Consider the following 14,118-nt stretch of genomic DNA (forward strand, 5'->3'; position numbering starts at 1 on the left):
TGGGGATCATGGGCCTGTTCTGCTTATTGCTGACCATCCTCATGGTGTTGGGCATCGCTGCACTGATCAAATATCTCCGGAGCAAGTAAGATGGACCAGTGGTCGATTGCATCCAGCCTCAACCGTCGTGCCTTGCTGCGACGGGCTGGCACAGCGGCTGCCGGCCTCGTGGCACTTCCCTTGTCTGCATGCGAAGCGCAAAATTCGCTGTTTAGTGCGGATGGAGCCGGCGCCAATCCGCTCGCCATTCCCGAGCTCAATCAGGGAATTGTCGAACAAGGCGAACGGGTCTTTCGACTGTCGATATCCGCGGGGCAGAAGGAATTCGTTCCCGGGGTCGTTTCGCCTACGATCGGTATAAACGCGCCTTATCTTGGTCCGACATTGGAGATGCGCCGCGGCGAGCGGGTCCGGTTGCATGTCGACAACGGCTTGGACGACGGCGCGACAGTCCACTGGCACGGGTTCGAGCTTCCCGCCGCTGCGGATGGCGGACCGCACCAGCTTATCCGCCCCGGCGCGCGCTGGAGCCCGTCTTTCGAAGTTCGCCAGCGTGCCTCTCTCTATTGGTATCATTCGCACCTGCATCGCGGCACGGGACCGCAGGTCTATGCTGGTCTTGCCGCGCCGATCTATGTCCGTGATGATGAAGAGGACGCGCTGGACCTGCCGAGCGAATACGGCGTGGATGATATTCCGCTTATCGTTCAGGACCGCGTGCTCGATAACTCCGGCAAGCTCCTCTATCCGCAGAATATGCATGCGCAAATGATGGGCGTGCGCGGGGATCGACTCTACGTCAATGGCACGCAAAACGCGGTGTTTGACGCTCGGACCGGTCAGTTACGCTTGCGGATCCTCAATGGATCGAACGCACGCTTCTACGATTTCTCGCTGTCCGGTGGTCAGACCATGGAGCTCATCGCGAGCGATGGCGGCTTGCTGGATCGCCCGCATGCAGTCCGCTCGCTCAGGCTCGCACCGGGTGAGCGGGCGCAGATCCTCGTCGATCTTTCCGAGGGGCGCCCACTCAGCCTTCTGGCGACCAGTCCGGACAATTCGATGGGCATGATGGGCAACGGCGGCGGCATGATGGGCGGCGGTATGATGGGCCGACGCCGCGACGATGCCCGGACGGACGAGCCGTTCCGGATCCTCGATATCAGACCCTCTGGCTCCTCGCCGAGAAGGAATCTGCCGCCGCAGCTTGCCGCGCTACCAGCACTCGACCCTTCACTTGCAGTGCGAACCCGGAGGTTCGTGCTCGATATGGGCATGATGGGCGGCGGGATGTCTATCAATGGTGCCAGCATGGACATGAATGTCATCAACGAGCGGGTGCCCGTCGGCCAGTGGGAAATCTGGGAAATCGCCAACGCTTCGATGATGGCCCACCCTTTTCATATTCATAACGTCCAGTTTCGTGTGATCGACCGCGATGGCCACGCGCCCCCGCCACTGGAAACCGGTTTCAAGGACACGGTTATTGTCAATCCGCGCGAGCAGGTGCGCGTGCTGCTGCGCTTCGAGGAACATAGCGACCCGGACACGCCCTACATGTATCACTGCCACATCCTCGAACACGAGGATGCGGGCATGATGGGGCAGTTCGTCGTGGTGAACAGCTAGGAAGGAATGGTCATGAGCAGGGATGAAAGCGTGATCAAGGGAACCGCGATCGATCCGGTCTGCGGGATGAGCGTCGAGATCGACGGCGCGAAACACAAGGCCAAGCATGAGGGGGCGGAGCACTATTTCTGTTCTTCGCGCTGCCACGACAAATTCCTCCTGGACCCCCAGCTCTATCTGTCGAACGCGCATCTCGATGCTGTTGAGGACGTGCCGGAAGGCACTATCTACACCTGTCCGATGCACCCGGAGATCCGCCAGCCCGGTCCCGGCTCATGCCCGATCTGCGGAATGGCGCTCGAACCCGAGACTGTCAGCCTGGATGAAGGGCCCGATCCGGAACTGGTCGACATGCGCCGCCGGTTCTGGTGGAGCGCGCTCCTGACGCTGCCGCTGTTTGTCTATGCAATGGGAGACATGATCCCGGGGATCAGCTTCGACCGCCTGATTGAGCCTGCCAGGGCGCAATGGGCGCAGTTCCTCCTTGCCACGCCGGTGGTCCTGTGGGGCGGCTGGCCCTTCTTCGTCCGGGCCTGGCAATCGCTCAAGACCCGCAATCTCAACATGTTTACGCTGATCGGGATCGGCGTGGGCATTGCCTATGTGTTCAGCCTCGTGGCAACGGCGCTGCCGGATCTGTTCCCGCCTGCCTTCCGCGACCACTCGGGGCGCGTGGGCGTTTATTACGAGGCGGCGGCGGTTATCACCACGCTCGTGCTTCTGGGCCAGGTACTCGAACTCAAGGCGCGCGGTTCGACTTCCAGCGCCCTGAGGGCGCTGCTCGAACTCGCACCTCCCTCGGCGGTGAAGATATTCGGCAATGGCGACGAACGCGAAGTGCCGCTTGACGAATTGGCGACCGGCAACCGCTTGCGAGTGCGGCCCGGCGATAAAGTGCCGGTCGATGGCGAAATCGAGGAGGGTTCAAGCGCGATCGACGAATCCATGGTCAGCGGCGAGCCTCTGCCCGTGACCAAGCGCGCGGGCGATACGGTTATCGGCGGGACCGTGAACCAGACCGGCGGCTTCATCATGCGTGCCACCAATGTCGGCAAGGACACGATGCTGTCCAAGATCGTCCAGATGGTTGCCGAGGCGCAGCGCAGCCGCGCGCCGATCCAGCGGCTCGCGGACCAGGTCGCGGGCTGGTTCGTTCCTGCGGTCGTGGTTGTTGCGATCGTCACCTTTGCGGTGTGGGCCATCTGGGGTCCCGCGCCAGCGCTTGCCTATGCGTTGGTCAATGCGATTGCTGTTCTGATTATCGCCTGTCCCTGCGCGCTGGGGCTTGCCACGCCGATGTCGGTGATGACCGGCACAGGCAAGGGCGCGCAGCATGGCATCCTGATCCGCAATGCCGAAGCACTGGAGACATTGGAGAAGATCGATACGTTGGTGGTCGACAAGACCGGCACGTTGACGATGGGTAAGCCTGACCTGGTTGCGGTCGACCCGGTCGAGGGTATCAACGAAACCGAATTCCTTGCCGCGGTCGCGGGCGTCGAGATGGGCAGCGAACACCCGCTCGCGCACGCCATAGTAGAAGGCGCGCGGGCCCGCGGTGTTTCGCCTGCCGAAGCCACAGACCTGGCTTCGACCACGGGGGAAGGCGTCGAGGCGAATGTACAGAATCGTCGCATCGCCATCGGCAATGAAAAGATGATGCGGCGGGTGGGGATCGATGACGATGTCTGGCTGGGCTCTGCGGAAAGCGGTCGCTCGCAAGGACAAACAGTGATGTTTGTCGCATTCGATGGGCACCCTGCGGGGATGATCGCGGTGGCCGATCCGATCAAGCCGACCAGCGCGGCAGCCATCGCCGCTTTGCACGCTCGCGATATCCGCGTGGTCATGCTGACCGGCGATAGCCGAGCAACGGCTGAAGCGGTCGCGCGGGAAATGGGCATCGACGAGGTGCACGCCAATGTCTCGCCCGAGGACAAGCACCGCGAGATTGAAAGGCTGAAGAGTGAAGGACGCCGCGTCGCCATGGCGGGCGATGGTATAAACGATGCGCCGGCTCTGGCAGCCGCCGATGTCGGCATTGCCATGGGAACGGGCACGGATGTAGCGATCGAAAGCGCCGGTGTAACATTGGTGCGTGGTGATCTGACCGGGGTAGTGCAGGCAATCATCCTGTCGCGCGCGACCATGCGCAACATCCGCCAGAACCTGTTCTTCGCCTTTGCCTATAACACGCTCGGGATACCGGTTGCCGCAGGGGTGCTGTTCCCGGCGTTTGGACTGCTGCTCAACCCGATGATTGCGGCAGCGGCGATGAGCCTATCATCGGTTTCGGTTATTGCCAATGCTTTGCGATTGCGGGGGGTGAAGCTTCCGGTTTTCGAAATGCAAGTGCAGGATCGAAATAATCGCTAGAAAACCGGGGTGTCACGAAGCGGCAAATGGCCTTATTTGTGATGACGGACACGAAGCTTGAAGCGATCAATGCCGGTTCTGCCTAGGAACGCTGGCAGGCAATCCCTCTGCCCAGTGATTTCTCCTTAGCTAGTTCCAGGGCAGCGCGTAGGCTACTATTGCGTCGCTGACAGGTGTCTTCATGAAATGATGCCCGCCTGCCATAACCACGACATACTGGCGGCCGTCCTGGGAGTAGGTCATCACGTTGGCTTGGCCGCCGCCCGGCAGGACGTCGGTCCAGACGGTTTCACCGGTTTCTACGTCGATCGCGCGGATCAGATTGTCGGTCGTCGCGGCAATGAACAGCAGTCCTCCTGCCGTCACGACACCGCCGCCATTGTTGGGCGTACCGATCGTGAACGGAATGCCAAGAGCAAGACCCCAGGGACCGTTTGCGCGTGCCGAACCGAAGGGCCGGTCCCATAGCGTCTCGCCGCTACTCATGTCGATCGCACGAATGCCGCCATAAGGCGGCTCTTTACACAGAAGGCCGGTCAGCCCGAGCCGCCAGCCCGCGTTGACGTCGATGGCGAACGGCGTACCGGTCTGGGGCGAGCCTTCACCTTCAGAACCACCGCCACCTTGATTGCCCTGCGGGCCGCGCGGCTCCCATCCCTTTTCGTCCGCCACTGCGCGAGGGACGAGGCGGTTGTGGTTGGGCATGTCGTTATAGTTGGCGTAGATCACTCCGCGGCGCGGATCGATCGCCACCGATCCCCAGTCGGATCCACCATTGTAACCGGGATACTGGATCCACCGGCGATCTGACGTGGGAGGCGTATAGTAGCCATCATAGGCCGACTGCCGATACTGGATGCGGCAGATCATCTGGTCGATTGGCGTCATGCCCCACATGTCGCGTTCTTCGAGAGAGGGTCTGCGCAGCGTCGCAAAGCCCGAATAGGGCTGCGTGGCGGTGCGCTCGGCGGGCTCCACACCACCTTGCGGCACGGCGCGCTCGATCACGGTGTGCAGCGGTCGACCGGTACGTCGGTCGAGAATGTAGATCTCGCCCTGCTTCGACGGGAGAATAATCGCCGGCGTTCCGCCCGGCAGATCGACAAGCGTTGCCTGGCTCCCGAGGTCGTAGTCCCAGACGTCCTTGTATACGGTCTGGAAACGCCAGCGTGGCTCGCCCGTCTCGCCGTCCAATGCCACGAGCGCCGTCGAGAATTCGTTTTCCTGTGGACTGCGATCCGAACTCCAGTAATCGACCGCGCTGTTGCCCATGGGAAGGTAGACGAGACCGAATTCCTCGTCCGCCGAAGCCGTCGTCCACATATTGGGCGTCCCGCGCGTGAATTGCTCGCCTGGAGCAGGTTCGCCAAATTCTCCCGGACGCCCCATATCCCATGCCCAGGCGCGCTCCCCGGTAACGGCGTCAAACGCCTGGATTACGCCCGACGGTGCGCTGTTGCGCTGCCCGTCGAGAACCTGATGGCCCGTCACGATGTTGCCGCGCACGATCACCGGAGGAGCCGTGATCGCCACCATGCCTGGATATGTCTGGCCCATGCCCTCTTTGATATCGACCTCGCCGTTGACGCCAAAGTCGGCGCAGGGGCGGCCGGTTTCGGCATCGACGGCGATGAGACGGCCATCGAGCGTCCCTTCAATAATGCGCATCGCGCAATTCGCTGCAGCTCTCGAAGGTACGAGCGGCGCGCCTCCATTCTGGGAAGGAGAGCCTTGGGCGCCTCCGGAAAGCTGTGTGCCGCTGTCCCGTGGGCGGGTGTAGGCGGTCACGCCGCGGCAGGAGGCCGAATAGGGAATGGCGGCGGTGGAGACTTGTGGATCGTGGCGCCAGATTTCCGCGCCGGTTTGCGCGTCGAGCGCGATGAGAATATTCATCGCCGAGCACAGATACAAACGGTCGCCGATCTTCAGCGGGGTCGTTTCTGGGGCGTATTTGCCTTCACCCGCACCTAGGGGCAGATCGCCGGTATGTGCTATCCATGCGCGCTTCAGGCCGCCGACATTGGCCGGTGTGATCTGATCCAACTGCGAATAACGCTGACCTGAATGGGTTCCTCCCCAGGCTGGCCAGTCAACGCCCACATCCTCGAACTCTATCCCGGCCTGGGCTATCGGGAGTTCCCCCCTCACCGGATCGGGGCCCGATGCCGATGCAACCCAGAGTGCAACCGCAAGGAACACCACCGCTCCCCCAGCCCCTGCAAGTGCAACTGGCCATCTTGTCGGCCGATAAAGGCGGGGTGAAACCAAAGCGACCAGAGCGAGGAGAACGGTCGGACCAACAAGCCGCGGCACGAGCGCCCACGGATCATTGCCGCTCTCCCATAATGCCCAGGGCACGGTCACCATATAGATGCCGACGTAAATCCACGCGCCCAAGGCTTTCCCGCGAAAGATGAAATAGGCGGAAGCAAGCAGCGCCGCGCCGGTCAGCCCATAGTAAAGCGAGCCGCCAAGGATTGCGAGCCAGATGCCACCGGCAAACAGTGTTGCACCGATGAGTCCGATCAGAATCGCGACTATCCGCGGTAGAATCGAAACCTTTCGATGAGGTGCGGTTTGTTCGGAACTGTTCATGACGGGCCTCGCTGTTTTGATCTTGGCAAACTTTCCCGATACTTCTGGGCAGGGATGACATTGCGCCTTTCTATCATTAGCGCGATTATTGGATACCTTGGATAGATCACCGGACCTTTCTGCGGCGCAGTTTCGGGAACCGGTTCGCCAGCAGTACAAAGCCCGACAACGCGATGACCGTTCCACCGATTCCGAAAAGCAGCAGCCACCAGCTGTTGATCCGGTCGCGCTGGGTCCAGTCCATGATGTGCAAGCCCCAGACGAAGTCGAAGAAGCGCCAGGTATCGCTTCGAGCGGCGAGAATCGCGCCGCTCGACGCATCGATGTAGAGCCTCGTCGCGTCTGGATCGGAGAAGGTGATTTGCCACGCCGGAAACGGACCTCGGAACTCTGTTCCTATCGGGCGCTCGATCAGCTTAGCACCGGTGATCGAGGTCTCGGGACCGGTCCAGGCCCGCGAAGCGATGGCCTGGGCATCGGCGAGTGGGAGGGGAGATACCCTCGTTCCGGTCTCGGTCTCATGAAGCGTCATCGAGCCATCGCTACGCTCGACTTGAACGAGGGGACGGCCAGCTACGGACTTGGTCGTCACGGCAACGATGCCCTGTCGATCCACCAACCATTGCGGCGCCGGAAACTCAGGATCGAGTGTTTCGGCCTCGCGCGATATGACGTGCTCGGACCGTACCTGCTCGATCTTGAGAAAGGACATGATAGCGCCGGTTCCCATCCACAACAGCACCTGCACGCCGACAACAAGCGCGAGCCACTTATGCAGCTTGCTGCCGAATATGTGCAGCCGCAGCTTGCGTGACGGCTTTCGTAGAGCTGGAACCGACGCCATGAGGTCTTATTGGTTGCGGGGAGGACGCGACGATGAATGGTATTGCACGATCTTCCAGCCATTGGCGTCGTGCGTGAGTACCGACGTTGCCACGCCTTCGCGATCGATCACGCGTCCATCCGCCAGTTCAATCCGGTAGGTATAGGTTTCCCGGCCGTAAGCCATGTGTCCCATCCGGGTGACTGCAACGGTCGGCTCACCGAAGGTGAAACTGGTGATCGCGTCCAGTTCAGGCCCCAGGTGATGCGCCATGTAGTTCGTGAAGCTGCCTTCATCCTTTCCGTTCTCGTAAACGAAGGATTCTTCCGCAAACAAGGCTGTCATGGCCTCAGCATCGCGCGCCGTCAGCGCGTTACGATACGCTGTGAGAGCAGCCTCCGCCCCCGCGACGTCGTCGTTCATGGCCGCCATATGATCCGCCTGGTTCATGCCCTGCGCCGAATGGTCCATCTGCTTCGATTGCGAATGCTCCCCATGCGCGGAATGGTCCATGTCCTGGGCCAACGCCGGTGCCGCGGATAAAGCAAGCGCCGCAGCGGCCACGCCCCGAATGATTGTAGTGTGCATCGAACTTTCCTTGTTACTCAGAACCAGAACCGTATGCCGACGACATAATTCGTCACGCTGGGATCTTCTCCTTCGGCGCGTGCGTAGTCGGCGCTCTGACCGATCCTCCATTCCTGATCGATCCCGATATAGGGCGCGAACTCACGCGCGAAATGATAACGCAGGCGAAGGCCGGCTTCGACTGTATCCAAGCCCGCACCGATGCCCAGTTCAGGCACGTCCTGCGCCGAAAAGGACGCTTCCACACGGGGTTGAAGGACCAGGCGCTGGGTAATTCGCTGGTCGAGCTCGGCCTCAATGCGCGCCGTCAGGTCGCCTTTGTCGGACAGGAATGCGGCGGCATCCACCTCGAACAGATAGGGTGCGAGGCCCTGGATGCCGACCACCGCATAGGTGCGGTCCAATGGCGCGAAATCCTGCCGGATACCGGCCTGGAAATCGAAAAACGGCGCGATAGCGCGACTGTAGAGCGCCTGGACTTCGGCGCTTTCGATCTTCTCGCCGAAACTGCCTTCACCTTCCGATTTGAACCAGAATTTGTCGAGATCGCCACCGTAATACCCCTGAAGGTCGAACAGATAGCCGTCGGATCCTTCGCGCGCGCGGTATTCGACGCGGTCACCCTGGAACCAGAAATATGTCTGGCCGCCCTGTTCATCGCGCAACTGCTCACGGCTCTCGCGCATTGCCTCAACACCCCATATGGCATCTGCGGCGCGTGCAGGGCCCGAACCCGCGGAAGCGGGCGGCGGACCCGAGGGAATGTCCATCGCCATCGCCTCATGACCCATGGCGGAATGGTCCATTTCTCCGCCCGCTTGGTCGTCGACCACTCCGGACTGATCCATCGACCCATGGCCCATTTGCGAATGATCCATCTGTGAGTGGTCTACAGGTGACTGGCCCATGGGTTGCGGCATCTCGGGGCTACCTTCACCTTGCGGCTGCATGGATTGGTGATCCATTGCACCATGGTCCATTTGCGAATGGTCCATGGGCATTGCGGAGGATGGCGGCGAAGCATCCTCTCCGCTGCCTTCCTCTTCGGCGGCCTCCTCTGCGTCCTGCGGGTCGGCAGGCTGCATCGGCATGGAATGGTTATGGCCATGGTCTTGCGCGAAGGCGGGCGTTGCCGTTCCGGCGAGCATGAGCGCGATCATATACTTCATCCGCTCTCTCCCACGCGCTGTACGTCTGGTTGCCCTGCTTCCTGCGCGACCGTTACGATCTGGAACATGCCGGCATGCATGTGATAGAGAAGATGGCAGTGAAACGCCCAGTCTCCTGGCTCGTCGGCGGTGAGATCGAACTGGGCGAAGCCGCCGGGCTGCACGACCACCGTGTGCTTTTGTGGTTGGCGATCGGCAGGTGCGCCGTTGACGAGCTCGAAGAAATGACCGTGAAGGTGGATCGGGTGCGCCATCATGGTGTTGTTGACCAGCTTGACCCGAACCCGTTCGTTATAGGCAAAGCGGATCGGCTCGTCGCTGACGGCCGAGAACTTCTCGCCGTCGAACGACCACATGTAGCGTTCCATGTTCCCGGTGAGATGAATTTCCATCTGGCGCGACGGCGTGCGCAGATCGTCATTCGGTTCGAGCGCGACCAGATCCTTGTAGTTCAGCACCTTATGCGGAACCTTGTCGAGGCCGATACCAGGATCGCCCATCCGGTCCTGCGGGTTCATGGCAACCATGTCTATGCCTGGACTGACCTTCACATCGGGTGGCAGCCTGGACGTGTCGCGCATGTCCATGCCGCCCATCGACATTCCAGCCATTCCGGCCATCGCTCCCTCGCTTGACCCGTCGCCGCTGTCGCTCATGTCCATACCGTCCGGCGGCGAGGTTCCATGTCCCATCGCGCTATGATCCATGCCTGACATGTCACCTTCCATTCCAGCCATGCCACCCATACCCGCCATGCCCATATCGGCCATCGTCAGGAGCGGCGGATCGCGCAGCGCGGGGACAGGCGCGCGGGCACCGGGGCGGCTGGCAAGCGTCGCGACCGCCATGCCCGAGCGATCCATGCTTTCCGCGACGATGGTATGCGCTTCGCCGGTCGGTTCGACGACTATATCGTAGGTCTCGGCGGTGCCGATCTGGAACTCTTCGACCTCGACCGGCCTCACGTTGAGACCGTCGGCCGCTACGACCCAGAATTTCAGCCCGGGAATACGGACGTTGTAAAAGGACATGGCGCTGCCATTGATCACCCGGATGCGGACCCGCTTGCCGCGCGAAAACAGATATTCCAGCCCTTCTTCGGGACCGTGTCCATTGGCGAGGTAAGTGTAGGTCGAGCCCGTGACGTCGAGGATATCTGTCGGCATCATGCGCATTTCTGCCCACATCCGGCGCTCTTCTCCGGTCAGCGGATAATCATCGGTCAACGTGCGTTGCTGGTAATTGAAGTACCCCTCGCCCTTCTTCAGCTTCGACATGATTGTGTGGGGATGCATCGGCGTAAATTCGCTGAGCAGCATCACGTAATCGTAGTCGGCCTGCACCGGATCGGGTCCGGTAGGATCGACGATGATGGGCCCGTAATGCCCGGCCTGTTCCTGCAGGCCGGAATGGCTATGCCACCAATAGGTGCCAGCCTGCCGTATGGCGGGCATTTCGTAGGTGAATGTCTGCCGCGGCCGGATTCCGGGAAAGCTCACACCGGGCACACCATCGAACTGAAACGGCACAAGCAGTCCGTGCCAGTGGATCGAACTGTCTTCGTCCAGCGCATTTGTCACATTGAGATTGACAGGATCGCCTTCTTTCAGCCGCACCAGCGGACCGGGAACGCTACCGTTCACCGCCACTCCCATACCGCTACGGCCCTGAACAATTCGCGGGCCGCGCGCGATGGTTAGATCGATATTGCGGCCGGATACTTCATCGAAACCCTGGCGGATCGTCGCGCCATTCATGTTGCCGCCGCGCGCCCAGGCGGGCATCGCGGCGGTGGCACCAAACAGGCCGCCGGCGACGATACTCGAGCCCAGGAATTTGCGTCGATTGATTGCTTGCATGAGAAAGTCCTGTTCGAAGGAGGTTTGCCCTATCCTACGCGGCTGGAGGCGCTTCCCCTCACGCGCGCGAAATTTTTTCCTTCAGAGCCTTTCGGGCACGGTAGACCAGCGATTCCACCGCCTTCTCCGAAACACCCATTATATCGGCAACCTCGTTCTGGCTTCGCCCATCGATGGCAACGAGAATCAGCGCCTCGCGCAGCCGCACGGGAAGCCGTTGAATTTCGGCATGGGTCTTTTGCAGAAGCTGCCGATCGACTGTCTCGGATTCCGGCGAGGGCGCAGGATCGGAGGCAAGTTCCGGCATGGAAGCCTTTCCGAACCCCAGGAACTGCGCTGCCTTCCGCCTGCGGAGTTTGTCGCGGCATTTGTTGAGTGTGATCGTCGTGAGGAACGGGAGAACGGGCCGCGCCGGATCGAGGCGCTTGCGGGCGATCCACGCCGAAGCAAGGGCATTCTGCACAACGTCTTCGGCTTCATCATGTGAGCCAACCATTCGCAATGAGGTTGCAAGCAGGCGGGGTATGAGCGGTTCTACAAGTTCCGTGAATGCGCGGCGGTCACCGGCGGCAACTTTTGCAACAAGCGCCTGCTCCTGACTATCCGGCTGCCCCTGCACTCCGCGATCATTCCGAAGGCGAACCGGTCAGTGACCGGGCAACCTGCTGATCGAATTCGCGTTGCTGCTCTTGGTCGAGAATGCGGCGCATCGCGAAAACATGCCGGACCGTCGCCTTCTGCAATTCGCCCATGCTCTGGTGGACCTCGTCGATGGCTAGACTGACCTCGGGGCCGTATTCATGCTCCTTGTCCATCGCGGCGGCCAGATTGGCGTTAGCACGCCGAACCGCCAGTTCGCGCTGGGCGTTCTCGATTGCGTAGCGCTCCTCGAGACGGTCGAGCCGATCTTCCTGTTGGGCGGTGAGGTCGAGCTGTTCGTGAACGAATTCGTGGAGACTGCCCGGCTGGGTTGGCGCGAACCATCGCTCTGCTGCGACCGCGCCCAGAAATCCCGCAAGAGCAGCGAGTAGGACGGCAAGCGCGATATACAGTTTGGGACTTTTCATCAATCGACGTGTAGCAGCGCGGCGGGAGAAAGGCGGGCGTCGCTAAATAGCGGGTAGGCGGGTTCCTGAGCATAGACAGGAGCCTGAACCGTGAGGGCACCCGCGCCGAGTCCAACTGCGAACAGGCCGGCAAACAGCATGCTGCGCATGGCCCCGTCCCGCCGCGCACTCATATCGCCGACACGTTCCCAGACGCCTTCCATGAAGCCGCCGAGCACGCTCGGTGCAATATCGTGGGCAAGAGCGCTCAGAATAGGGTCCAGGTCCTGTTCCATCGGTGCGGGTCGATCCTTCAACTGCTGTTCGTTCTTCCCATACGCGCGGCGCGTCCGCTCCCCGCAAAGATATTTAATGAGGGGAGGCGGCTCGGGATGCGTAACAGGCAGCATAGCTCTCGTTAATCTGCGGTGAAAGGGCACGCGCCACCATGAAAGCAGTCCATTTTTTGATACTTGTTTGCGCGGTGATCCTGCCGCTCGGTCCTGTTTATGCGCACGGCGACGAAGCGCATGATCCCGCTACGAACGCTGCCGCCTCTTCCGAGCCAAGTCAGGAAGCGACTGGCATGAGCGGGATGCAAAGCGCCTCGGGTCAGTCTGCCGAAGCCGGCCACGGCTCCGACGGCCATGATGACGCATCCGGCGGACACGAGAGCGTCAGTGAGGGTGACTTTGTCACTGTCCTCAAGAAGCTGCATCCCGCGACGATCCATTTCCCGATTGCACTGTTCCTGCTGGCAGCCTTGGCCGAATTGTTCGTCATGGCCGGGAGAGGCGCTGCAGCCGAACCCGCTGTCCGCGTGCTGATCTATGGCGGTGCGGGCGGTGCCGTCGTCGCAGCCCTGTTCGGCTGGATTCATACCGGCCTCTGGTTTGGCGGCGATACGGTCATGCATCTCCACCGCTGGAACGGAATGCTGATCGCCGCGCTCGGTCTCGCTCTTGCCGCCCTTGCTTACAGGCCGCGTAAAGACAGAGTCCTTCTGCGCACCGGACTTTTCGCGATGGCCGCGCTCATTCTGCTTCAGGGTTTTCTCGGCGGAGAGCTTGCGCACGGCCCCGATCACCTTGGCCTCTCCTGGATCTGAAGGATAAACATGATGCAGCATTTCAAGACGAAGAAGATGATTGGAACGCTTTTCCTCGGGACCGCGCTGGCGGGCTTGGCGGCGTGCGATCAACAACCCGAGCCTATGGCGGATGACGGAAATACGGCTGCCATCGAGACAGCACCGGCGAGCGCGCCGTCGCCAGTTGAGGCCGCTTCCGTAAATTCGACCGAGACCGGCGTAGAAACCGCGCCCGTCGCCAGCGTACCCGCGACCGAGCGCAAGCCGGCTGGTCCGGCCGAAGCGCCACCACCGCGCACGCCGACAACTGGTTTGACGCCGGCACCCGCTCCAACGACCTCGGATGTTCCGGAACCGGTCGACCCGCATGCAGGGCACAACATGGAGACCATGTCCGATCACGACATGGAAGGAATGTAGGAGATTTGAGCATGAAATTCATAGTTACTGGCTTGGGCATACGCCGCGCGCGCGCGGCACTCGCTACTTTCGGCGTGATCCTCCTTGCAGCCTGCACGAGCGCCGCACAGGCAAGCCCCTATGTAATGTTCCGCGATCCGCAATGCGGATGCTGCGGGGAATGGGCGAAGCATGTTCGCACCGGTCTGGATCACGAGGTCATGGTTCGCGAAGACCGTCCCATGGCCGAGGTAAAGGCCGAAGCAGGCGTGCCTGACGGCTTGGTCTCCTGCCACACGATGGAAGTCGATGGCTATGTGATTGAGGGTCATGTTCCCGCACGCGAGATCGCGCGCCTTCTCGAAGAACGACCCGACGGCGTGACTGGCCTCGCCGTTGCGGGAATGCCCCTTGGCTCCCCCGGCATGGAAGTTGGCGGGAGGGTGCAGCCCTACCAGGTCATCGCTTTCGGACCTGCGGGCGAGCGCGTATTTGCAAGCTATCCATGACCCGCTGGAGCGGGCTGGAGTGAAAGCATTCGATT

General features: G+C 61.3%; 13 protein-coding genes. 5 read left to right on the plus strand and 8 right to left on the minus strand.

Annotated elements, in window-relative coordinates; all coding sequences use genetic code 11:
- The first annotated feature begins 90 nt into the window (after positions 1-90).
- Entirely contained in the window at positions 91-1,629 is a 1,539-nt protein-coding gene (locus GRI69_RS14905; RefSeq protein ID WP_067505942.1) for a multicopper oxidase family protein, read from the plus strand.
- Positions 1,630-1,641: 12 nt separating this feature from the next.
- Positions 1,642-4,005, plus strand: a complete 2,364-nt coding sequence (locus tag GRI69_RS14910; RefSeq protein ID WP_063612665.1) for a heavy metal translocating P-type ATPase — start codon at positions 1,642-1,644, stop codon at positions 4,003-4,005.
- A gap of 129 nt (positions 4,006-4,134) precedes the next feature.
- Here the strand turns inward: GRI69_RS14910 and GRI69_RS14915 are convergent, their stop codons facing one another.
- The 8 genes from GRI69_RS14915 to GRI69_RS14950 all read right to left on the minus strand — a co-directional run bounded on the left by GRI69_RS14915 (position 4,135) and on the right by GRI69_RS14950 (position 12,381).
- Complete coding sequence (locus GRI69_RS14915; RefSeq protein ID WP_063612664.1) at positions 4,135-6,600, minus strand: membrane-bound PQQ-dependent dehydrogenase, glucose/quinate/shikimate family; 2,466 nt, start codon at positions 6,598-6,600, stop codon at positions 4,135-4,137.
- A 106-nt stretch (positions 6,601-6,706) separates the two neighbouring features.
- Positions 6,707-7,444, minus strand: coding sequence for a PepSY domain-containing protein (locus GRI69_RS14920; RefSeq protein ID WP_174539187.1), 738 nt, complete (start codon positions 7,442-7,444; stop codon positions 6,707-6,709).
- A gap of 6 nt (positions 7,445-7,450) precedes the next feature.
- Positions 7,451-8,011: a YybH family protein gene (locus tag GRI69_RS14925; RefSeq protein ID WP_225871716.1), complete on the minus strand. Its 561-nt coding sequence runs from the start codon at positions 8,009-8,011 to the stop codon at positions 7,451-7,453.
- A gap of 17 nt (positions 8,012-8,028) precedes the next feature.
- The gene (locus tag GRI69_RS14930; RefSeq protein WP_160728998.1) at positions 8,029-9,180 is read right to left on the minus strand and encodes a copper resistance protein B; all 1,152 of its coding nucleotides are present in this window, start codon (positions 9,178-9,180) and stop codon (positions 8,029-8,031) included.
- Positions 9,177-11,039, minus strand: coding sequence for a copper resistance system multicopper oxidase (locus GRI69_RS14935; protein WP_160728999.1), 1,863 nt, complete (start codon positions 11,037-11,039; stop codon positions 9,177-9,179). Before GRI69_RS14935 ends, GRI69_RS14930 begins: the two co-directional genes overlap by 4 nt.
- 58 nt (positions 11,040-11,097) lie before the next feature.
- Entirely contained in the window at positions 11,098-11,658 is a 561-nt protein-coding gene (locus GRI69_RS14940; RefSeq protein WP_063612661.1) for an RNA polymerase sigma factor, read from the minus strand.
- Positions 11,659-11,665: 7 nt separating this feature from the next.
- Positions 11,666-12,106 carry a periplasmic heavy metal sensor gene (locus GRI69_RS14945; RefSeq protein WP_063612660.1) on the minus strand — a complete coding sequence of 147 codons (441 nt, stop codon included), beginning with the start codon at positions 12,104-12,106 and terminating at the stop codon, positions 11,666-11,668.
- On the minus strand, positions 12,106-12,381 hold the full coding sequence (locus tag GRI69_RS14950; RefSeq protein WP_160729000.1) for a hypothetical protein: 276 nt from the start codon (positions 12,379-12,381) through the stop codon (positions 12,106-12,108). Before GRI69_RS14950 ends, GRI69_RS14945 begins: the two co-directional genes overlap by 1 nt.
- A 152-nt stretch (positions 12,382-12,533) precedes the next feature.
- Between GRI69_RS14950 and GRI69_RS14955 the strand changes: the two genes are divergently transcribed.
- From GRI69_RS14955 to GRI69_RS14965, 3 genes are read left to right on the plus strand one after another with little or no spacing between them, the layout of a single operon-like run.
- Positions 12,534-13,193, plus strand: a complete 660-nt coding sequence (locus tag GRI69_RS14955) for a DUF2231 domain-containing protein (RefSeq protein WP_063612658.1) — start codon at positions 12,534-12,536, stop codon at positions 13,191-13,193.
- 9 nt (positions 13,194-13,202) lie between these two features.
- Positions 13,203-13,595 carry a RodZ family helix-turn-helix domain-containing protein gene (locus GRI69_RS14960; RefSeq protein ID WP_063612657.1) on the plus strand — a complete coding sequence of 131 codons (393 nt, stop codon included), beginning with the start codon at positions 13,203-13,205 and terminating at the stop codon, positions 13,593-13,595.
- Positions 13,596-13,606: 11 nt separating this feature from the next.
- Positions 13,607-14,083, plus strand: coding sequence for a DUF411 domain-containing protein (locus GRI69_RS14965; RefSeq protein WP_160729001.1), 477 nt, complete (start codon positions 13,607-13,609; stop codon positions 14,081-14,083).
- The last annotated feature ends 35 nt before the right edge of the window (positions 14,084-14,118 follow it).

Source organism: Qipengyuania vulgaris, assembly GCF_009827325.1.
In the GTDB taxonomy this organism is placed as follows: Bacteria; Pseudomonadota; Alphaproteobacteria; order Sphingomonadales; family Sphingomonadaceae; genus Qipengyuania; species Qipengyuania vulgaris.

Bases quoted from the DNA above. Each gene is read 5' to 3' on its own strand.
- GRI69_RS14905 (WP_067505942.1), top strand. From the start codon at position 91: ATGGACCAGTGGTCGATTGCATCCAGCCTCAACCGTCGTGCCTTGCTG.
- GRI69_RS14910 (WP_063612665.1), top strand. From the start codon at position 1,642: ATGAGCAGGGATGAAAGCGTGATCAAGGGAACCGCGATCGATCCGGTC.
- GRI69_RS14915 (WP_063612664.1), bottom strand. From the start codon at position 6,600: ATGAACAGTTCCGAACAAACCGCACCTCATCGAAAGGTTTCGATTCTA.
- GRI69_RS14920 (WP_174539187.1), bottom strand. From the start codon at position 7,444: ATGGCGTCGGTTCCAGCTCTACGAAAGCCGTCACGCAAGCTGCGGCTG.
- GRI69_RS14925 (WP_225871716.1), bottom strand. From the start codon at position 8,011: ATGCACACTACAATCATTCGGGGCGTGGCCGCTGCGGCGCTTGCTTTA.
- GRI69_RS14930 (WP_160728998.1), bottom strand. From the start codon at position 9,180: ATGAAGTATATGATCGCGCTCATGCTCGCCGGAACGGCAACGCCCGCC.
- GRI69_RS14935 (WP_160728999.1), bottom strand. From the start codon at position 11,039: ATGCAAGCAATCAATCGACGCAAATTCCTGGGCTCGAGTATCGTCGCC.
- GRI69_RS14945 (WP_063612660.1), bottom strand. From the start codon at position 12,106: ATGAAAAGTCCCAAACTGTATATCGCGCTTGCCGTCCTACTCGCTGCT.
- GRI69_RS14950 (WP_160729000.1), bottom strand. From the start codon at position 12,381: ATGGAACAGGACCTGGACCCTATTCTGAGCGCTCTTGCCCACGATATT.
- GRI69_RS14955 (WP_063612658.1), top strand. From the start codon at position 12,534: ATGAAAGCAGTCCATTTTTTGATACTTGTTTGCGCGGTGATCCTGCCG.
- GRI69_RS14960 (WP_063612657.1), top strand. From the start codon at position 13,203: ATGATGCAGCATTTCAAGACGAAGAAGATGATTGGAACGCTTTTCCTC.
- GRI69_RS14965 (WP_160729001.1), top strand. From the start codon at position 13,607: ATGAAATTCATAGTTACTGGCTTGGGCATACGCCGCGCGCGCGCGGCA.